This is a genomic window from Desulfocurvus thunnarius (assembly GCF_055390965.1).
Genome location: NZ_AP042411.1, coordinates 1,298,662 through 1,317,121, shown reverse-complemented (window position 1 = coordinate 1,317,121; position 18,460 = coordinate 1,298,662). Strand labels below are relative to the sequence as shown.

The window sequence follows — 18,460 nt, the reverse complement described above, 5'->3', positions numbered from 1 at the left end:
GTGTGGCTGGACCCTTGGGCGGGGCAATTTGTGTAATCTTTGAGGTTGGTTGCCTATACGGAACGTGTAGACACGTGTAGTCCTGCCCGAAGGGCAGGGCTTTGGGGCTTCCCCATCAGGTCACCTCTGGGCATTTGCTTCTTCGATCTTGTCCTCAAGCCACTGGTCGATGGCCTCCACGGACCAGGCAAGCCTTCGGCCAAGGCGGAAAGGGGGTGGTACGGCATCGTAGTTCTTTCTTGCGAGGTGGCCGTGGATCGCTGAGACCGTGAACCCCAGAATTGCTGCTAACTCGTTGATGTTGTACAAACGTTTTCGCATGTGTTCCTCCTTGCTGGTGAGTGCACATTCGCATGCATCCATCAGGGGGAGGTAGGTCTGCCGTTTGTCTCTTGATAAAAGATATCAATTGGGATGGGGCAAGAATTGGGCGAAGATCATAAGCAGAAGTCGTTTCACCTGTCCGAGAGTGAGAAGCAAAGCCTCGTAAGTCTTTGGCGGGTTGGAGGACCCAAAGGCGTAGCTAGGGGAATGTGCGATGAATTCAGGCGTAGATTTCCTGATTGGCTAGAAACCTTAAATAGTGGCCCGCGTTCTCCTCAGTATTTGCCAGCCGTCATAGATTTTATGGCGATTCCCAAAGATAATACTTGGCATGAATTAGAGATTAATTTGCGGGAGCTTGCTCGTTTCTTTCATCGTGGTAGCGAAGAAGATTGCAAGAAGAATGAGCTGTTTAAGTATTGGGACACGATGCGAAGCTTGTGGCGGGCGACTGTCGGGAATAATGGTCAGAGATTTAGGCGGCAAGTATACAGGCGGCAAGATAGCGACTCCTATGAAACATGGGAAAGTATTAGAGATATTGTAAATGTTTCTGTGTGTAGTTTTTGCTGGCGTGCTGTATTTGTAAGGCGTGGCGATTGCTCTCGGAGGCTATGCCATGAACATTTTGATTTAGGTACAGGTAAGGAATATCAACAAAGATACAGGATGCTTTACGGAACAAAGAAGACGCATTCTATGTACGGCGATGTGCTGTCGGATCGATACGCCCAAAAGCTCAAGTTAGTTATTGTTGGGACTAAGGTGAATGTTGGAGGATGTGGGGAAAGTGACCAAGTTGTTCGTACTGTCGATGAGGCTTGGCAAGAAAAACCAAGTGCGGTGATTGATATTTTCCCTCATGTCAAAAAATATTTATTAGATAAGAATATTAACCTAGGTTCAGCAAGGGAAATTATAAAAGGTTTAGAAGAGCCGTTGAGAAATGATGAAGCGGAGGACGTTTCGCAACGTAGAGAAATGTTTTATGCTGATTGCGAGTTGTATTTTAGATTCTATGTTGAGCACTTGGTTTGGGCAGAAGTCTGGCTCGAAAGGGAAGCAGAAATGGTTTGGGGAGGCCGGAGGCCTGGAGCTGGTAGGCCTAGAAAGGAGAAATGAGTAGGTTCAATCTGAATGTTTTTTGCTCCAAATTTGCTCCACTGGGGTTGAAAATAGGTAAAGAAAGTTGAAAACGCATGATGATTCAACTCCCTCATGTCGTTGACTAAACTCTCGTAACTTGCTGTATTAATTCAATGATTTTCGAGACTTAAAATCCCTGGGCCGCAAGGCTGTGCGGGTTCAAGTCCCGCCCTGGGCACCAAGGCTTTTTTGGAGTTGTGCTATTTCATGGGGTTCTATCCGCCCATCAGCCCCACCGGCACGGCAAATATCCTGTCGCCCATGGGCATGACTTCCTGGCCGGTGTAGATGACCACGCCCCGGACGAAGTGATCTCCCAGCGCGTCGCGCAGGGAGGCCAGGCCTTTGATGTCGTGCGCGGTCACGCTGGCGGCGAGTTTGACCTCCACGGCGGCCACCCGCCCGGCCCTGTCTTCCAGGACAACGTCCACCTCCACGCCGCTTTGGGAGCGGTAGTGGTGGAGCGTCACCGGATGCTCGGTCCAACTGCTCTGCTTGAGGAGTTCGCCGGCCACGAAGGACTCCAGCAGGCGCCCGGCCAGCATGGGATCGTCGGCCAGGCGTTCCGCGTCCGCGCCGCACAGATGGCAGGCCAGGCCGGAATCGTAGACATGGATTTTGGGCGCCTTGACCAGCCGCTTGCCCAGGTTGCTCGACCAGGCAGGCAGGAACCAGACGAGGAACAGCGCCTCCAGCAAGGGCAGATACCGGCCCAGGGTGCTGGCGGGCATCCCCACGCTGCGCGAGAGCTCGGCCTGGTTGTGGAGCGTCCCCGAGCGAACGCCGAGCATGCGCAGCAGGCGGATCAGTCCGCTGATGTCCTGGATGCTGGCGATGTCGCGGATGTCCCGCTCCACCAGGGTGGTGATGTACGAATCGAACCAGGCGGCGCGGCGCCTCGGGTTGGCCCGGGAGAGGACTTCCGGATAGCCGCCCACGGCGAGGGCTTCCAGAAGCGCGTCCTTCGTCACCGAAGCCGTGCCCGCGTCCTTTGGCGGGAAATCCTTCTGGAACAGCGCATGGATAAAATCCCCGTGCACGCCCGCTATTTCCCCCTGCGAGAGCGGATACAGGGTCAACACTTCCATGCGCCCCGCCAGCGAGTCGGCGATTCCCGGCAAGGCCAGGATGTTGGCCGAGCCGGTCAGAAGATACCGCCCGGCGTGGCGCTCGCGGTCCACGTCTTCCTTGATGGCCAGCATCAGGGCGGAAGCGCGCTGCGCCTCATCGATGATCGCGGGCTTTTTCAGCCCCTGTAGAAACCCGCCCGGATCGTCCAGGGCTCCGGCCAATGCGGTCGCGGAGTCAAGACTGACGTACTGGCGGCTGATTTCACCCTCGCCGGAGGCTTCCGCCAGTTGCTTCACCAGCGTGGTCTTGCCGGTCTGCCGGGCTCCGCGCAGGAAAACCACGGGAGTATCGGATAAAGCCTCCAGCAGCCGGGAATATATGGTGCGCTTGTTCATGGCGTAAAATGTACCACGGGGTGGATGATTTTACAAGCACGCCCACGCCGAGCGCTGCGCGGGCAGGAGCGGATGGTCTGACCGAGAGAGTATTCCCCTGACACGGCCGCCCCTGGCGGGGTGATTTCCAGGCGGCCTTCTCCGTCATCTTTCCCTTGTCTTTCCAGCCTGCGCAGGCCGTTCAGGAGCGGTTGCCTCCTCCCGCCTTGCCATCCCCCCGGTTCTCTCCTATGCTGCCTCCGTCTGATGTCCTTCAGGTGGCCGCAAGGCCCGAACAGGGAATCCGGTGCGAAGCCGGAGCGGTCCCGCCGCTGTGATCCCCGCCGCGAAGCGACCTCTGCCAAGTGCCACTGCGTGACGCGGGAAGGCGGCAGGGGGAAGGGGAGAGCCAGAAGACCTGCCTGAAGCCGATACTTCCCGCTCGGAGCGCGGACTCCGCACCGGGAATGCCGAACAACCCAGCCCAAACGGCGCCGGGCCGGGGCGGTTCCGCCGCCCCCGGCCGCAACCGGCGACCTCGCGTGCCCCCTTCCGCAACCGGCGGCGCGCGGCGAGAATTCCATGCCTTCGCAGATCATCAAGCGGGACGGCCGCGTCGAAACCTGGTCCACCAAGCGGATCGGCGACGCCATCTTCAAGGCTCTCAAAAGCAGCGCCATCAAGGACCCCCTCCTGGCCGAGCGCCTGGCGCGCAAGGTCGAGGCCAAGCTCGCGGACGTGGACGCCCCCGAGCAGGAGCACGTGCAGGACATGGTCCAGCAGGTGCTCATGGAGGCCCGGCTGTACAAGGTCGCCGAGCGCTACATCCTTTACCGCGAGAAGCGCCGCGAGCTGCGCAGCCAGGGCCAGGCCTTTCTGGACATCGTCGGCGTCACCGAGGGCTACCTCGACAACCTCGACTGGCGCGTCAGCGAAAACTCCAACATGGTCCACTCCTTCCAGGGCCTGATCCTGCACATGGCCGGGGCGGTCCAGGCGCGCTACGTGCTGGAAAAATACCCCGAAGAGGTGCGCTCGGCGCACAACCACGGCTACTTTCACATCCACGACCTGTCCTTCGGCCTGGCCGGATACTGCTCGGGCTGGAGCCTGCGCGACCTGCTTCTGGAGGGCTTCAACCTGGAGGACCGCTGCTCCTCCAAGCCCGCGCGGCATTTCGACGCCGTGTGCGGGCAGATGGTCAATTTCCTGGGCACGTTGCAGAACGAATGGGCCGGGGCCCAGGCCTTCAACAACGTGGACACCTACCTCGCGCCCTTCATCCGCCACGACGGCCTGAGCTATGCCGACGTCAAGCAGCAGATCCAGAAGCTGCTGCACAACCTGAACGCCACCTCGCGCTGGGGCGGGCAGAGCCCGTTCACCAACTTCACCTTCGACGTGGTGCCGCCCTCGCACATCGCCAAGGAGCCGATCATCATCGGCGGTGCGCATCAGGACTCGACCTACGGCGAATACGCCGCCGAAATGGCGATGATTAACAAGGCGTTCCTGGAAGTCATGCTCGAGGGCGACGCCGACGGGCGCATCTTCTCCTTCCCCATCCCGACCTACAACGTGACCAAGGACTTCCCCTGGGACAGCGAGGTCGGCGGCCTGCTCCTGCGCATGACCGCCAAGTACGGCGCGCCCTATTTCCAGAACTTCATCAACTCCGACCTGAACCCCGAGGACGTGCGCTCCATGTGCTGCCGGTTGCAGATGGACCTGCGCGAGGTGCGCAAGAAGACCGGCGGCCTGTTCGGCTCGGGCGACCTCACGGGCTCGGTGGGCGTGGTCACCCTGAACCTGCCCAAGCTGGCCTATCTGGCGCACAACGAGGAGGATTTCCTCGATCTGGTGGAGGAGTACGCCGAACTGGCCAAGGAATCCCTGGAATTCAAGCGCAAGATGGTCGAGGCCAATCTGGCGGCGGGCATGTTCCCTTTCACCCGGCGCTACCTGAAAAACGGCTTCAAGGGCCATTTTTCGACCATCGGGCTCATCGGCGGCCACGAGGCCTGCCTGAACCTGCTGGGCAAGGGCATCGACGAGCCCTCGGGCCTGCGCCTGATGCGCCGGGTGCTCAACCACCTGCGCGGGCTGGTGGTCCGCTTCCAGGAGGAAACCGGACACCTCTACAACCTGGAGGCCACCCCGGGCGAGGGCACCTGCTACCGGCTGGCCAAGATCGACAAGGAACTCTACGCGGACATCCGGACCTCCGGCACCGAGGTGCCCTATTACACCAACTCGACCCTGCTGCCCCCCGGCGCCACGGGCGACGTGATCTTCGCCCTGGAACACCAGGACCAGCTCCAGACGCTCTACAACGGCGGCACGGTCTTTCACACCTTCCTGGGCGAGGCCGCGCCGGACGAAACCAGCGTGAAGAACTTCCTGCTCAAGGCCATGAGCCTGACCAAGCTGCCTTACGTCTCCGTGACGCCGACCTTTTCGGTGTGCCGGGACCACGGCTACCTGTACGGCGAGCACTTCCATTGCCCGACCTGCAACCGGGCCACGGAGGTCTACACCCGCGTGGTGGGCTACTACCGCCCCGTGGGCCGCTGGAACAAGGGCAAGCAGGAGGAGTACAAGGACCGGCAGACTTACTCGCAGGCCAGCTTCTGCGTCGGCGCCTAGCCGGAGCCGCGGCGCATGATCCTGGACGCCAACCAGCTTGCCGCCATCCAGCAGCATGTGGATGAACTCATCCGCCGGGGCGGGACCGGCCTGCGCGACCCGTCCCTGCGGACCATCCAGGACCTGTTGCACACCGTGGCGGCCCTGAAGAAGGAAAAGCGCAAGTGGAAGCGCGTGGCCCAGAACCGGGGCAAGGTGCTGACCCAGATCGCCGAAATGGTCGGCAAGGGTGAGGAGGACGAAGAGCCCTGAGGCTCCGCTCCGCTTCGGCCGGGCCTGTTGACGGCAAAGGCGCCCGCATCCGTGCGGGCGCCTTTTGGGCCGGGCCGGGAATTTGTTTCCGGCATGCCCCAGGCGCCGTGGGCCGTTCGCGGCGTGTTTCCCTTGAATGAAGACCGGGCGGGGCTTGCCATTTTTTGCAGGGCTTTGTAGTTTCCTGGCGCTGCTTTTGGCCTTGAAACCCAACCCCGAATGGGAGAAAATCAGCCCCATGAGTTTCACCCTTTGGTTCACCGGGCTCTCCGGAGCGGGAAAAACCACCCTGTCGCGGGCCGTTTTCCTGGATTTGCGCCGCCGGGGGCTGGCCGCCGAACTGCTGGACGGCGACATCATCCGCACCAACTTCAGCTCCGAGCTGGGCTTTTCGCGCCATGACCGCGACGTGAACGTGCGGCGCATCGGCTTCGTGTCGCACCTGCTCAACCGCCACGGCGTCATCAGCATCGTGGCGGCCATCGCGCCCTATGCCGAAGCCCGGAAGCAGAACCGCACGCTGCTGGAAAAGTACGTCGAGGTGTTTGTGGACTGCCCGCTGGAGGTCACCGAGCGCCGCGACGTGAAGGGCCTCTACGCCCGGGCCCGCGCCGGGCAGATCAGCAACTTCACGGGCATTTCCGACCCCTACGAGGCGCCTGTCGACGCGGAGATCGTCTGCCACACCGACCGTGAGGACGTGACCACCAGCGCGTGCAGCATCCTTGCGTACCTGGAAGACAACGGCCTCATCGCCGCCCAGGGCCATTGCCGCGAACTGGAGGCCTGCGAGCAGGACGACCTCCAGTGGCGCAGCATGTTGGCCCGCCTGGGCTACGCCCGGGCCGAGTAGGCCGCGAGGCGGCACGGCCGTCGGGAAACGTCGAAAGGCCCGGGATCGCTCCCGGGCCTTTCGCGTCTGGCCGTATGCCCTGCCCCCCGTGCGGGAGGGGGTTCCGCTCCGGGGGGCAGGGGGCCTCAGCCTCCGGCGCGGCGCGGGCGCAGTACCCGGCCCGGGCGCGCGTCCGTGGGTTGGCCGTCGCGCATGCACACGGCTCCGCCGACCACGACCAGGTCGATGCCTTCGGGGGCCGCGGCCGGGTCGGCGAAGGTCGCGTTGTCGCGCAGGCGCTCCATGTCCAGGAGCACCAGGTCCGCCGCCAGACCGGGGGCGATGACGCCCCGGTCGTACAGGCCCATGCGCTGGGCGGGCAGGGCGCTCATCTTGCGCACGGCTTCTTCCAGGGACAGCACCTTGCGCTGGCGCACGTAGCGGTCGAGCACGCGCGGGAAGGTGCCCGAGAGCCGGGGATGCGACTTGCCTCCCGGGGCGCAGGGGATGGAGTCCGAGGCCACGATGGCGGCCGGGTGGCGCATGATGCGCTCCATGTCCGCCTCGCTGATCATCTTGTAGGCGCAGTTGTCCTCGCCCCGGTTGCGGATGATGAGGTCGAAGGCCGCCTCCAGGGGGTGGCGGCCCATGTCCGCCGCGGCTTCGGCCAGGGTCCGCCCCTCGTACTGCGGGGTCTTGGGGAAAAAGAGCAGGATGACGCCCTTGGCCCCGCCGCTGTTGCGGTAGTAGTTGTCCCAGCCGCCGGGGCCGTCCTCGATCTCGGCCCGCAGGCGCTCGCGCACGGCGGGGTCGGCCAGCCGGGCGGCCAGGGCCTCGATGCCGCCCTCCTGGACCCAGGCGGGCAGGAGGGCCCGCAGGGTGGTGCTGGCCGCGTCGTAGGGGTAGAAGTTCAGGGTCACGTCCTGGCCCTGGGCCCGGGCCTGATCGACCAGGGCCAGCGTCTCGACCACCCGCCCGTAGTTCTGCATGCCGCAGGCCTTGTGGTGCGAAATCTGGGCCGCGATGCCCGCGCGCCGCCCGACCTCGATGAGTTCGGCCACGCTGGCCACCACGTCGTCGGACTCGTTGCGCATGTGGCTTTCGTACAGCCCGCCCAGGGGCGCCAGCCCCCGGGCCACCTCCACCAGTTCGTCGGCGCTCGCATAGATGCCCGGGGCGTAGATCAGCCCGCTGGTCATGCCCACGGCGCCCTCGGCCATGCACCGGGCGGCCAGCTCGCGCATGGCCGCAAGCTGCGCGGGGCTGGCGGGCTGGTCCGAAAAGCCCATGACCGCGATGCGCAGCGTGCCGTGGCCCACGAAGCTGACCACGTTGGTGCCCAGGGGCAGGGCCTCCAGGTGCGCGAGCCACTGGGCGAAGCTGCGCCAGGTCCACGGCGGCTGGACCCCGGCCTTGAGGAAGCCGGTGTAGGCGTCCAGCAGGGCGAGGTTTTCGTCGCAGACCGGGGCGGCGCTGTAGCCGCAGTGGCCGATGGCCTGGGTCGTCACGCCCTGGCGCAGCTTGCCCGTGGCGTCGGGGCTGCGCAGCAGGTCGAAGTCCGAGTGGGTGTGCATGTCGATGAAGCCCGGAGCCAGATAGCGGTCCTGGGCGTCCACGACCTCGGCGGCCGACAGGGTCGCGGCTTCGGCGCCCATGGCCACGATGCGCCCGCCCCGGGCGGCCACCGCGCCCCGGAACCAGGGCGTGCCCAGGCCGTTGACGATGCGCGCGTTGGTGATGAGCAGGTCGGCTTGCATGATGCGCTCCTTCTCGATGTTACCAGGCGCCGACGGCCTGCGGCCCGAGCACCAGGCTCGGCAGCCAGCAGGACAGGGCCGGGATGTACGTGGTCAGCAGCAGCACGGGAATGCCCACCCAGAGCAGGAAGCGCAGCATGATGGGCAGGACTTCCTGGTAGCTGCTGCCCGAGAGCCGCGTGCCCACGAAGATGGACATGGCGAAGGGCGGGGTGATCACGCCCAGGCCCACGTTGACGATGCAGATGGCCCCGAGCTGCACGAGGTTCACGCCCAGATCGGTCATCAGCGGCAGCACCAGCGGCACGCTGAGGATCAGGATGGGAATGGCCTCCACGAACATGCCCATGAGCAGCAAAAAGGCGTTCATGGACAGCAGGATCATGAACCGCGAGTCGAAGGTGCCGAGCATCAGTTCGGCCAGGTGCTGGGCCACGCCCGCGCGCACCAGGTAGCGCCCGAGCACCGTGCCCGAGGCGATGAGTAACGCGATGACGCCGATGGAAATGAGCGAACCCGCGATGGAGCGGCCCAGGCCGGGCAGGGTCAGCTCGCGGTAGACGAAGAAGCCCACCAGCACGCAGTAGACCACGGCCACGGCCCCGGCCTCGTTGGGCGTGCAGATGCCGCCGTAGATGCCGACCAGGATGACCACCGGGCAGCCCAGGGCGGGCAGGGCGCCCATGGTCGCCCCGCGCAGGCGCCCCAGGCGCTGGATCAGGGTCATTTCCGGCTCGGACAGCTCGGCCTTGGCGATGTCGATATAGCGGTGGCAGATGAAATAGTTGAGGACGGCGTAGCCCAGGGCCAGGAGCAGGCCGGGGATGACCGTGGACAGGAACACCGCCGCCACGGACTGCTGGGCCACCAGACAGTAGATCAGCGCGGGCACGCTGGGCGGGATGAGGTAGCCCAGGAAGCTCGCGCTGCACAGCACGGCGGTGGTGTATTCCCGGCGGTAGCCGTAGCGCTCCAGGCGCGGCACCAGCAGCGGCACCAGGGCCGAGATGCACGGCACGGACGAGCCCGTGAGCGCGCTCATGAACAAGGTGGCGATGATGCCCACCAGGGCCATGCCGCCTTTGACCCTGCCCACCAGCAGATGCGAGAAGCCCACGATGCGGTCGGCCAGCCCGCCCTCGGAGATGAGGCTCCCGGCGAAGACGAAGAAGCCGATGGCCATGAGGGTGTAGCTGTTCAGCGAGTGGTAGAACGTGCCGATGACGAAGGTGTTGGGCATGCCCGACGTGCCCAGGCCCAGGCCCGTGCTGGCCAGGAACAGCCAGCCCAGGGGCACGGCGAGCACCAGGCCGACCAGGAAGGCGCCCACGGCGAAAAGGACTCCGGCGGTCATGGGGTCACCTCCTTGGCGGTGGGCTCGGCCTTGCGCAGGGCGGCGATGCCCGTGCCGATGCGGTGCACGGTGTGGATGGCGCAGAGCACGAACATGAGAAAGACCGTCTGGCGGATCCAGCTCGTGTTGAACCAGCGCACCAGGGTGCCGTATTCCGGGTACTTCATGGCGTGGCTGAAGATCTTGAAGCCCATGGGCAGCATGTAGGCCAGGATGCCCAGGGTCATGGCGTCCACCGCCACGGCGTAGACGCGGCGCGCCCGGGGCCGCCCGGCGAAGGCCAGATCCATGAACACGTCCACCGAGGTGTGCGCCCCGGCGCGGGTGGTCAGGCTGATGGACAGGATCATGGTCGGCACGAAGATGTACAGGGTCAGGTCGCCGATCCACATGACCTCGAAATGCAGGAAATAGCGGTTGACGACCTGGGCGAAGGCCATGAGCGAGCACAGGATCAGCCCCGTGTAGCACAGGGCGTTTTCCAGCAGGGCGATGGCCCGGATGCAGGACAGGTAGAGTCGTTTCATGCGGCCTCCGGAGGTCGGGGGGCGATGCGGGGGGCCGGGCGGCCCCCCGCTTGCGTGCGCGGCCAGGGGCTACTTGGCGGCGCGGGCCTTTTCGCGGATGTCGGCCAGGGCCTGCTGGAGCTTGGCGCTCATGTTCTGGCCGGGGTAGTGCTTTTCGAGCCACGGCTCGCACAGCTCCTTCCAGATGGGCGCCACGTCCGAAGCCTCGCGCAGGGCGTCGCGCTCGGCGTCGGTCAGGCGGACGACGGTGAACCCGGGCTGCTGCTCGAGCTGGCGGATGTAGTCGGCCTCGGCCTTGCGGTGCAGCTCGTTGGCGTAGTGCTGGGCCTCGGCGGCGGCGCGGGTGACCCCGGCCTTGAGGTCGTCGGGCAGCGCGTCCCAGGCTTCCTTGTTGATGGCCACGTTCTGGTTGTCCCAGCAGAAGTTGAGGTCGGAGTAGTACTTCATGACCTCGTAGTGCCGCTCGTCCACCAGGGAGGGCCACATGGTCCAGCAGCCGTCCACCACGCCGCGCGACAGGGCGTTGTAGATTTCGGACCAGGGCAGGGTGGTCAGGGTCATGCCCGTGCCCTTGCCCATGTTCTCCAGGGCGCGCACCAGACCCAGGGAGCTGGACACGCGGATCTTCAGGTTCTTGAAGTCGGCGGTGGTGCGGATGGGGCGCATGGTGTTGCCGATGCCGTAGGCGCCCTGGGAGACGTGGAAGAGGGTGTGCATGCCCACTTCGTTGTAGGCCTTCTCGATGACCTCGGAGAGCACGCCGGTTTCAGGGGCGAAGGCCAGCTCGGCTTCCTCCCAGGAGGCGATGGTCCAGGGCATCCAGTTGAGCACGCCGCCGGGGATGAGGCTCACGTAGGGCGAGAAGGTGCCGATGGTGATGCTGCCGTCCTGCACGCCGTGGAAGGTCTCGTCGTGGTTGCCCAGCAGGCCGTCCACGAAGAGTTCGATCTCCACGCGGCCGTCGGTGTACTCCTTGGTCTTGTCGATGAAGAACTGGTAGGCTTGGTTGGCCAGGGGCCGGACCCAGGGCTGGCTGAAGGTCCATTTGTACTCGGCCTGGGCGGCGGCGGCGGGCGCCGCCAGGGCCAGGGCCATGACCAGGGGAATGACCAGGGTCGTCAGCAGGGACTTGGTTCGCATGGCTGTTCCTCCGCAGGAAGGGTTGCTCGTGGCTGAAAGGTGACGGACTCGGGGCCTAGAACAATGGCGGCGCGTCGGGGCCAGCGCCGATGGCGGCGGCCCGGGCCTCGTAGGCAGCCCATGTTTCGGGGGGCACCATGCCCCCGCCCGTGGCCCAGACCAGGTGGGTGGTCGTGGGCAGTGCGCCCTCGGGGCCGGCGGCCTGGGCCATGGCCACCCGGCAGGCTCCCGGGAATCCGGCCAGGCCGGAGGGCTCCAGGCGCAAGCCCTCGGTTTGCGCCGCCAGGGCCAGCAGGCGGAACAGGGTCTGGTCGCGCACGGTGAACACGCCGTCGATGCAGTGCTCCAGTGCCCGGCCCACGAAGCCGGAAGGACGGCTCACGGCCAACCCGTCGGCCTCTGTTCGCCCGTCCAGGCCCAGGTCGCGCACGCTGATGGCCTCGTGCATCCCGGTGCACAGGCCGACGAGCATGGACGGAGCGCTGGTGGGCTCGGCGAAGAAGCAGCGCACGGCGTCGCCGAAGGCCAGCTTGAGGCCCAGGGTCACGCCGCCGGGGCCGCCGCCCACCCCGCAGGGCAGGTAGACGCACAGCGGGTGATCCCTGTCCACGACCAGCCCTTGTTCCTCGAACTGGGCCTTCAGCCGTTGCCCGGCCACGGCGTAGCCCAGGAACAGGTCGCGGGAGTTTTCGTCGTCCACGAAATGGCAGAACGGGTCGTCCTGGGCCTGCCTGCGGCCCTCGGCCACGGCCAGGCTGTAGTCCGAGGCGTGCTCCACCACCCGCACGCCCTTGGAGCGCAGCAGCGTCTTTTTCCAGGCCTTGGCGTCGGCGGACATGTGCACCGTGACCCGGAAGCCCAGGGCGGCGCTGATGATGCCGATGCTCAGACCGAGGTTGCCCGTGGAGCCCACGGCCACGGAATAGGCCGCGAACAGTTCGCGCGCGGCCGGGGAGGCCAGCACGGTGTAGTCGTCGCCGGGGCGCAGCAGGCCCCGGTCCAGGGCCACGGTCTCGGCGAGCTTGAGGATTTCGTAGATGCCGCCCCGGGCCTTGATGGACCCGGAGATGGGCAGGTGGCTGTCCAGCTTGACCAGCAGCCGCCCGGGGAAGGGCCGCCCGGCGGCCCGGGCCAGGGCCTGCTGCAACGCGGGCGCCGCGCGCAGGGCCGACTCGATGCGCCCGCCCTGGGGCGCGGTTTCGGGGAAAACCTGGGCCAGATAGGGCCGGAAGCGCTCCAGGCGCCGGGCGGCGTCGTCCACGTCGGCGGGGCCCAGGGGCACTGTGGGCAGGGCCCGGCTGGCGGGCCAGGCCTGGGGGTTGACCCAAAACAATTCACGGGTCGCCGCCACGTCGGCCAGCACGGGCCAGCGCCGCAGCAACTCCGGCAGGGCCGGAACCGGCCCGGACCCCGGGGCGGCCCCGGGGCGTTCCTGATGCATTTCTTCGCTCATAACCACCTTGGATCGTTGTCGTTGGTTGCCTGGGTTTCCCAGGTTGCCAAGTTACACTATCCAGAGTACGGCCAAGGAAACAAACGATGATTTTTCGTGTATGGTTGAGGGAGATTAAACTATGGACAAGCAGATTGTGGCCCAGGCCCTGGGCGCGCTGCATACCTTCCTGCTGGTTGGGCGGCACATGAGCTTCACCCGTGCGGCGGCGGAACTGTGCCTGACGCCGGGGGCCGTGAGCCACCGCATCCGGGGCCTGGAGGAGACCCTGGGCTTCCCGCTGTTCCACCGCTTCACGCGGCGCATCGGCTTCACGCCCCAGGGCGAGGCGCTTTTCGGCGTGCTGGACAGAGCCCTGGGCGAAGTGGCGGCCCAGTTGCGCATCATCGGCAACCAGGGGCTCAACGGCGAACTGCGCGTGACCTGCCCGCCGTCCTTCGCCGGGGTCTGGCTGCTGGACCGGCTGCCCCTGTTCCGGCGGCGTTACCCGGGCATCAACGTGCACCTGCATTGCCGCAACGATCTGGTGGACTTCGAGTGTGAGGACGTGGACCTGGCCATCTACTACGGCCCGGGCAGCTATCCCGGGCTGCACGCCACCCTGCTGCTGGAGGAGTCCATGACCCCGGTCTGCTCCCCGGCCTATGCCGACCGCCACGGGCTGTGGGGCGACGCGCGCAAGCTGGCGGACTGCACCTTCCTGCACGACAACGCGCCCATTCCCAGCGCCCAGCCGTATTCCGAGTGGCAGATGTGGGCCGAGGCGGCGGGCCTGCACGGCCTGCCCTTCGAGCGCTGTTGCAGCTTCGACCGCTGGGAGCTGGCCGTGCGGGCGGCCCTGCGCGGCATGGGCATCGCCATGGGCCGGGGCCTGCTCATCCGCGACGCCCTCTACCAGGGCGAGCTGGTGCAGCCCTTCCCCCTGCGCGTGCCCACGGCGTCGTGCTACTACGTCGTCACCCGCCCGCAGGACGCGACCACCCCGCGCATCGCGGCCTTCCGCGACTGGCTGGCCGAGCAGGCCGGTATCGGGCCGGACGGCGAAGCCCTGCCCGACCTCCCGGCCCTGCTCCCCGCCGCCCCCCGGCGCCTGGAAGGCCACTATTGCCTTGAGGACTGAGACGCGGCGCCATGGCCGCCCGAGGCGCCAGACACAAGGCCCCCCGCCGGAGCGTCCGGCGGGGGGCCTTGATGCATGCGACCGCCCGGGCGGGTGCCGGGCGGCTGGCCGGATTCAGGCGCCCTGGCGCTCCAGCCACTGGGCCACGGGGGTGAAGGGCCGGTGCTGGTAGCGCGCGGCCTCCTCCAGGATCAGCTCGCCGCCCGCGCAGGTCAGCCCGCGCGCCAGCCAGGGGTCGGCGGCCACGGCTCCGGCCACGCCCTTGTCCGCGATGGACAGCACGTGGGGCAGGATGGCCTGCCCGTAGCCCGCCGAGGCCGTCACGGGCACCGAGCCGGGAATGTTGTCCACGCAGAAATGGCGGATGTTCTCCTCCACGTAGACCGGGTCGGCCCAGGAGGTCGCCCGGCTGGTTTCCACTGCGCCCGCCGTGTCGCACGAGATGTCCACGATGACCGCGCCGGGGCGCAGGGTGCGGATCATCTCGCGGGTCAGCAGATGGTCGCTGCGGTGCTTGGGCCACAGCACGCAGTTGATGATCATGTCCGCGTCGGCCAGATGGTCGGCCAGTTCGGATACGTCGCCCACCGTGAGCGGAGCGTTGTAATGGTCCATGGCTGCGGCCTTGCGCGCTCCGGCGTCGATGTCGAGCCCCACGGTGCGCACGCCCAGGCCGAGCAGGGTGCGCAGGGCGCCCCGGCCCACGTGGCCCAGGCCGAGGACCACGGCCTTGGCCGCGGGCTCGCCGAAGTGGGCCATGAAGTGCCGCCCGGTGCCCCCGGCGGGCGACAGGGTCAGGCGCACGGCCTCCAGGGCGCCGACTTCTCCGGCCAGGGCGCAGTTGGGCGAGCCGTGGCGGTGGGTGTTCTCGGCGGAGAACGCCGTCAGGCCCGCTTCGAGCATGCGGTCGAGCTGCGGGCGGTTCAGGGCGGCGTGGATGTTGGTGAAGATGATGTGCCCGGGCCGCAGCAGGGCGAACTCGGGCTCCAGGATTTCCTTGACCTTGGCCACCAGGGCGGCCTGAGCGTAGACGGCGGCGCCGTCGGGGGCGATGGTCGCGCCCGCGTCGCGGTAGGCTTGGTCGTCGGCGGCGGAAAGCAGCCCCGCCCCGGTTTCCACCACCACCTCATGGCCCGCCCGGACCAGCGCGGCCACGTGCCGGGGCAAAAAGGCCACGCGCCCTTCCTGGGCCTTGATCTCGCGGGGAATTCCGATCTGCATTGCGTTCCTCTTTTCGTATTGATTCCGAACCGGTTAGGCTTTAATTTGGCGCGCCCGAACACCGTATTCCGGAGCGTCGTTCCATGTTCGTCGCCGAGCTTTCCGCCCTCGGGGCGGCGGCCTGCTGGTCCCTGGGCGGGGTCATTTCCGTGGGCCCGGCGCGGGCCCTGGGGGCCATGACCTTCAACCGCCTGCGCATCTCCATGGCCTTCGCCATGCTCGGGGTCATGGCCCTGGCCTCGGGCGGCTTCGCCACCATCTCCTGGGCCCACGGGGCCGTGGTTGCCCTGTCGGCCTTCATCGGCATCTTCGTCGGCGACACGGCCCTGTTCTCCGCCGTGCGCCGCCTGGGGCCCCGGCGCTCGGGCATCCTCTTCACGGCCAATGCGCCCATCACGGCCCTGCTCGGGGTGATCTTCCTGGGCGAGCAGGTCTGCTGGCAGGTGCTGGCGGGCAGTGCCCTGACCATGGCCGGCGTGGTGCTGGCCGTCTACTTCGGCCACGCGGCCGGGCGGCAGCACGAGTGGGAGCAGGTGCGCGGCCCGCTCATCGTCGGCGTGCTCTTCGGCCTGTGCTCGGCCTCGTGCCAGGCCGTGGGCAGCATCATCATCAAACCCGTGCTCGATGCGGGGATCGACCCCGTGGCCGCCTCGGCCATGCGCTGCGGCGTGGCCGCCCTGGGGCTGTGGCTGGTTTCGGGCGGGCGCAGCCGCAGCCCGGTGCCCCTGACGGCCCCGCTTCTGGGCCGAGTGGCTCTCTCCGCCCTGGTGGGCATGGCGCTGGGCATGACCCTGCTGCTGCACGCCCTGGGCAACGGCCCGGCCGGGGTGGTGGCCATTCTTTCGGCCACTTCGCCCATCCTCATCCTGCCCGTGATCTGGATCGGCACGGGCCGCAGGCCCACGGGCGGGGCCATCTTGGGCGCGGTGCTCGCCGTCGTGGGCACGGCGCTGCTCATGCAGCGCTGACCCCGTCCTGTCAAGGCGGCCCGCAACCCGCGCCCCGCGCGGGCCCGTGAGCCGAAAGGCCTTCGCCGCGCGCTAGGCGTCGGCCCCGGCCGCCTGCTGCCCGTGGGACAGGATCTGGCCCAGGAACTCCCGGGCCCGCGCGCTTTGCGGGGCGGCGAAAAAGGCTTCGGGCTCGTTTTCCTCGATGATCTCCCCGCCGTCCATGAACACCACCCGGTCGGCCACCGTGCGCGCGAAGCCCATTTCGTGGGTCACGCAGACCATGGTCATGCCCGTCTGGGCCAGGTCCACCATCACGTCCAGCACCTCCTTGATCATCTCCGGGTCCAGGGCGCTGGTGGGCTCGTCGAAAAGCATGACCCGGGGGTTCATGCACAGGCAGCGGGCGATGGCCACACGCTGCTGCTGGCCGCCGGAAAGCTGCCCCGGGTACTTGTCGGCCTGATCGGGAATGCGCACGCGCTCCAGGTAGTGCATGGCCGTCCGCACGGCGTCCTTTTCGGGGATGCGCCGCACCCACACCGGGGCCAGGATGCAGTTTTCCAGCACGGTCAGGTGCGGGAAGAGGTTGAAATCCTGGAACAGCATGCCCACCTCGCGGCGGACGCGGTCGATGCGCTTCAGGTTGTCGGTCAGCTCGATACCGTCCACGGCGATGGAGCCCTTCTGGTGTTCCTCCAGGCGGTTGATGCAGCGGATGAGGGTCGATTTGCCCGAGCCCGACGGGCCGCAGATGACGACCTTCTCGCCGCGCGCCACGGTCAGGTTCACGTCGCGCAGCACGTGGAAGGCGCCGTACCACTTGTGCAGGTGGCGGATGCGGATGGCCGGGGTGTCGTCGCGGGGCTGGTCGGGCATTGGCGTGGTCCTTGGAATCTAGTGTTTCTCGTAGCGCAGGCGGCGCTCCAGGTGCAGGGCGAAGCGCGACAGCCCGAAGCACAGCACCCAGAAGGCCAGGGCCGCGAAGAGGTAGGCCTCCTTGGTGAAGCCCAGCCACTGCGAGTCGGCCAGGGCGCTCTTGATGACGCCCAGCAGGTCCATGAGGTTGATGACGGCCACCAGGGTCGTGTCCTTCATCAGGCCCAGGAAGGTGTTGGTGATGCCGGGGATGACCAGCCGCAGGGCCTGGGGCATGATGATCAGCGCCATGGCCTTGGGGTAGGACAGGCCCAGGGACTGGGCCGCCTCGTACTGCCCGCGCCCGATGGCCTGGAGCCCGCCGCGCACCACCTCGGCCATGTAGGCCGCGTAGAACAGCGACACGCCGACCAGCGCGCGCAGGAGCTTGTCCACATGCATGCCGTCGGGCAGGGTCAGGGGCAGCATCACCGAGGCCATGAACAGCACGGAAATGAGCGGCACGCCTCGGATCAGCTCGATGTAGCAGATGGACAGGGCGCGGATGACGGGCATGGCGCTGCGCCGCCCCAGGGCCAGCAGGATGCCTACCGGCAGGCTGGTGGCGATGCCCACCAGGGCGATGACCAGGGTCAGGAACATGCCGCCCCAGCGGTCGGTCTCCACCTCGGGCAGCCAGGTGCCGTCGCCCAGGAAAAGCACGGCCCCCAGGGCGGGCAGGGCCGTGACCAGCAGGGCCAGCCGCCAGCCCTGCTCGTCGGCCCGGGGCACCAGCAGCACCAGGGCCGCGAGGGAGCCCGCGGTCCAGCCCGCGGCCAGGGCCACGCCGCCGGGCGCCAGGGCGTGGGCGGCGGCGCCCGCCAGCAGGGCCAGCCCCAGTTTGGCCGCCGCGCCCGGCGCGGCCGGGGCGCGCAGCCGGGCCAGCAGGCTGGGCAGGCCCAGGTACGCTCCGGCCAGCAGCCCGGGCAGGAGGCCGTAGAGCAGGAAGGACAGCCCGGCCCCGGCCCCGGCCAGCCCCCGGGTGGCCAGGGTCCGCCCCGGGCCGCGCCGGGGCAGCAGCGAACCCAGCACCAGCGGGCCGCCTCCGGCCGCCAGCAGCAGGAAGAAGAAATCGATGCGCCAGCGCTCGGGCTGGGGGTAGAAGCCGTAGGCCAGCATGCCCAGGCGGACCTTGATGAACACCCAGCATGCCCCGGCGCCGTCCAGGCAGGCGTCGCGCGTGTCGCCCGCCCAGGTGGCGTCGAGCACGGCCCAGCGCAGCACCGGGGGCACCGCCCAGCAGAGCAGGGCCACGCTGGCCACGGTCAGCAGCGCGTTGCCCCACGAGGAGAACAGGTTGCGGCGCAGCCAGCCCAGGGCGCCCAGCTCCGAGGGCGGCGGCGGCAACTGCGGATGGCGCTCGGTCCTGACGTACATC

Annotated in this window: 16 protein-coding genes and 1 riboswitch; of the genes, 6 read left to right on the top strand and 10 right to left on the bottom strand. The window is 67.1% G+C overall.

Going from position 1 to position 18,460, the window contains the following annotated elements:
* Nucleotides 1-120 precede the first annotated feature (120 nt).
* Nucleotides 121-321 (bottom strand): helix-turn-helix transcriptional regulator, encoded by a 201-nt coding sequence (locus ACZ5KV_RS05685; RefSeq protein ID WP_464241379.1) that lies wholly within the window; start codon nucleotides 319-321, stop codon nucleotides 121-123.
* Nucleotides 322-531: 210 nt separating this feature from the next.
* Here ACZ5KV_RS05685 and ACZ5KV_RS05680 point away from each other — a divergent pair, with 210 nt between their 5' ends.
* On the top strand, nucleotides 532-1,446 hold the full coding sequence (locus tag ACZ5KV_RS05680) for a hypothetical protein (protein WP_464241378.1): 915 nt from the start codon (nucleotides 532-534) through the stop codon (nucleotides 1,444-1,446).
* 239 nt (nucleotides 1,447-1,685) lie between these two features.
* On the opposite strand, the gene ACZ5KV_RS05675 is transcribed toward ACZ5KV_RS05680, so the two are convergent.
* Entirely contained in the window at nucleotides 1,686-2,936 is a 1,251-nt protein-coding gene (locus ACZ5KV_RS05675; RefSeq protein ID WP_464241377.1) for an ATP-binding protein, read from the bottom strand.
* Between the two features lie 238 nt (nucleotides 2,937-3,174).
* Nucleotides 3,175-3,355: riboswitch (cobalamin riboswitch) on the top strand.
* A 142-nt stretch (nucleotides 3,356-3,497) separates the two neighbouring features.
* Here ACZ5KV_RS05675 and ACZ5KV_RS05670 point away from each other — a divergent pair.
* The 3 genes from ACZ5KV_RS05670 (at nucleotide 3,498) to cysC (ending at nucleotide 6,666) form a co-directional block, all read left to right on the top strand.
* The gene (locus ACZ5KV_RS05670) at nucleotides 3,498-5,561 is read left to right on the top strand and encodes a ribonucleoside triphosphate reductase (protein ID WP_464241376.1); all 2,064 of its coding nucleotides are present in this window, start codon (nucleotides 3,498-3,500) and stop codon (nucleotides 5,559-5,561) included.
* Nucleotides 5,562-5,576: 15 nt separating this feature from the next.
* The gene (locus ACZ5KV_RS05665; RefSeq protein WP_464241375.1) at nucleotides 5,577-5,813 is read left to right on the top strand and encodes a hypothetical protein; all 237 of its coding nucleotides are present in this window, start codon (nucleotides 5,577-5,579) and stop codon (nucleotides 5,811-5,813) included.
* 238 nt (nucleotides 5,814-6,051) lie between these two features.
* Nucleotides 6,052-6,666: an adenylyl-sulfate kinase gene (gene cysC, locus ACZ5KV_RS05660; RefSeq protein ID WP_464241374.1), complete on the top strand. Its 615-nt coding sequence runs from the start codon at nucleotides 6,052-6,054 to the stop codon at nucleotides 6,664-6,666.
* 125 nt (nucleotides 6,667-6,791) lie between these two features.
* Here cysC and ACZ5KV_RS05655 read toward each other — a convergent pair whose 3' ends face one another.
* From ACZ5KV_RS05655 to ACZ5KV_RS05635, 5 genes are all read right to left on the bottom strand, one after another.
* Nucleotides 6,792-8,402, bottom strand: a complete 1,611-nt coding sequence (locus ACZ5KV_RS05655) for an N-acyl-D-amino-acid deacylase family protein (protein WP_464241373.1) — start codon at nucleotides 8,400-8,402, stop codon at nucleotides 6,792-6,794.
* A gap of 19 nt (nucleotides 8,403-8,421) precedes the next feature.
* Nucleotides 8,422-9,756, bottom strand: a complete 1,335-nt coding sequence (locus tag ACZ5KV_RS05650; RefSeq protein WP_464241372.1) for a TRAP transporter large permease — start codon at nucleotides 9,754-9,756, stop codon at nucleotides 8,422-8,424.
* Complete coding sequence (locus ACZ5KV_RS05645) at nucleotides 9,753-10,283, bottom strand: TRAP transporter small permease (RefSeq protein WP_464241371.1); 531 nt, start codon at nucleotides 10,281-10,283, stop codon at nucleotides 9,753-9,755. The genes ACZ5KV_RS05650 and ACZ5KV_RS05645 overlap by 4 nt, the downstream gene beginning before the upstream one ends.
* A 69-nt stretch (nucleotides 10,284-10,352) precedes the next feature.
* A complete protein-coding gene (locus tag ACZ5KV_RS05640; protein WP_464241370.1) occupies nucleotides 10,353-11,423 on the bottom strand; it encodes a TRAP transporter substrate-binding protein in 1,071 nt (356 codons plus the stop codon).
* Nucleotides 11,424-11,478: 55 nt separating this feature from the next.
* Nucleotides 11,479-12,876, bottom strand: coding sequence for a D-serine ammonia-lyase (locus ACZ5KV_RS05635; RefSeq protein ID WP_464241369.1), 1,398 nt, complete (start codon nucleotides 12,874-12,876; stop codon nucleotides 11,479-11,481).
* Between the two features lie 121 nt (nucleotides 12,877-12,997).
* On the opposite strand from ACZ5KV_RS05635, the gene ACZ5KV_RS05630 reads away from it, so the two are divergent.
* The gene (locus ACZ5KV_RS05630) at nucleotides 12,998-13,996 is read left to right on the top strand and encodes a LysR substrate-binding domain-containing protein (protein WP_464241368.1); all 999 of its coding nucleotides are present in this window, start codon (nucleotides 12,998-13,000) and stop codon (nucleotides 13,994-13,996) included.
* A 114-nt stretch (nucleotides 13,997-14,110) separates the two neighbouring features.
* Here the strand turns inward: ACZ5KV_RS05630 and ACZ5KV_RS05625 are convergent, their stop codons facing one another.
* The gene (locus tag ACZ5KV_RS05625) at nucleotides 14,111-15,217 is read right to left on the bottom strand and encodes an alanine dehydrogenase (protein WP_464241367.1); all 1,107 of its coding nucleotides are present in this window, start codon (nucleotides 15,215-15,217) and stop codon (nucleotides 14,111-14,113) included.
* 83 nt (nucleotides 15,218-15,300) lie between these two features.
* On the opposite strand from ACZ5KV_RS05625, the gene ACZ5KV_RS05620 reads away from it, so the two are divergent.
* A complete protein-coding gene (locus ACZ5KV_RS05620; RefSeq protein WP_464241366.1) occupies nucleotides 15,301-16,185 on the top strand; it encodes a DMT family transporter in 885 nt (294 codons plus the stop codon).
* 72 nt (nucleotides 16,186-16,257) lie between these two features.
* Here the strand turns inward: ACZ5KV_RS05620 and ACZ5KV_RS05615 are convergent, their stop codons facing one another.
* Both ACZ5KV_RS05615 and ACZ5KV_RS05610 read right to left on the bottom strand, forming a co-directional pair.
* Nucleotides 16,258-17,043, bottom strand: coding sequence for an amino acid ABC transporter ATP-binding protein (locus ACZ5KV_RS05615; protein WP_464241365.1), 786 nt, complete (start codon nucleotides 17,041-17,043; stop codon nucleotides 16,258-16,260).
* Nucleotides 17,044-17,061: 18 nt separating this feature from the next.
* Nucleotides 17,062-18,459 (bottom strand): amino acid ABC transporter permease, encoded by a 1,398-nt coding sequence (locus ACZ5KV_RS05610; RefSeq protein ID WP_464241364.1) that lies wholly within the window; start codon nucleotides 18,457-18,459, stop codon nucleotides 17,062-17,064.
* Between the last annotated feature and the right edge of the window lies 1 nt (nucleotide 18,460).

Excerpts from the sequence above, each read along its gene's own strand:
- ACZ5KV_RS05670 (WP_464241376.1), top strand. The coding sequence starts at position 3,498 with ATGCCTTCGCAGATCATCAAGCGGGACGGCCGCGTCGAAACCTGGTCC.
- ACZ5KV_RS05640 (WP_464241370.1), bottom strand. The coding sequence starts at position 11,423 with ATGCGAACCAAGTCCCTGCTGACGACCCTGGTCATTCCCCTGGTCATG.
- ACZ5KV_RS05635 (WP_464241369.1), bottom strand. The coding sequence starts at position 12,876 with ATGAGCGAAGAAATGCATCAGGAACGCCCCGGGGCCGCCCCGGGGTCC.
- cysC (WP_464241374.1), top strand. The coding sequence starts at position 6,052 with ATGAGTTTCACCCTTTGGTTCACCGGGCTCTCCGGAGCGGGAAAAACC.
- ACZ5KV_RS05675 (WP_464241377.1), bottom strand. The coding sequence starts at position 2,936 with ATGAACAAGCGCACCATATATTCCCGGCTGCTGGAGGCTTTATCCGAT.
- ACZ5KV_RS05685 (WP_464241379.1), bottom strand. The coding sequence starts at position 321 with ATGCGAAAACGTTTGTACAACATCAACGAGTTAGCAGCAATTCTGGGG.
- ACZ5KV_RS05610 (WP_464241364.1), bottom strand. The coding sequence starts at position 18,459 with ATGTACGTCAGGACCGAGCGCCATCCGCAGTTGCCGCCGCCGCCCTCG.
- ACZ5KV_RS05630 (WP_464241368.1), top strand. The coding sequence starts at position 12,998 with ATGGACAAGCAGATTGTGGCCCAGGCCCTGGGCGCGCTGCATACCTTC.
- ACZ5KV_RS05615 (WP_464241365.1), bottom strand. The coding sequence starts at position 17,043 with ATGCCCGACCAGCCCCGCGACGACACCCCGGCCATCCGCATCCGCCAC.
- ACZ5KV_RS05650 (WP_464241372.1), bottom strand. The coding sequence starts at position 9,756 with ATGACCGCCGGAGTCCTTTTCGCCGTGGGCGCCTTCCTGGTCGGCCTG.
- ACZ5KV_RS05655 (WP_464241373.1), bottom strand. The coding sequence starts at position 8,402 with ATGCAAGCCGACCTGCTCATCACCAACGCGCGCATCGTCAACGGCCTG.
- ACZ5KV_RS05665 (WP_464241375.1), top strand. The coding sequence starts at position 5,577 with ATGATCCTGGACGCCAACCAGCTTGCCGCCATCCAGCAGCATGTGGAT.
- ACZ5KV_RS05620 (WP_464241366.1), top strand. The coding sequence starts at position 15,301 with ATGTTCGTCGCCGAGCTTTCCGCCCTCGGGGCGGCGGCCTGCTGGTCC.
- ACZ5KV_RS05645 (WP_464241371.1), bottom strand. The coding sequence starts at position 10,283 with ATGAAACGACTCTACCTGTCCTGCATCCGGGCCATCGCCCTGCTGGAA.
- ACZ5KV_RS05680 (WP_464241378.1), top strand. The coding sequence starts at position 532 with ATGTGCGATGAATTCAGGCGTAGATTTCCTGATTGGCTAGAAACCTTA.
- ACZ5KV_RS05625 (WP_464241367.1), bottom strand. The coding sequence starts at position 15,217 with ATGCAGATCGGAATTCCCCGCGAGATCAAGGCCCAGGAAGGGCGCGTG.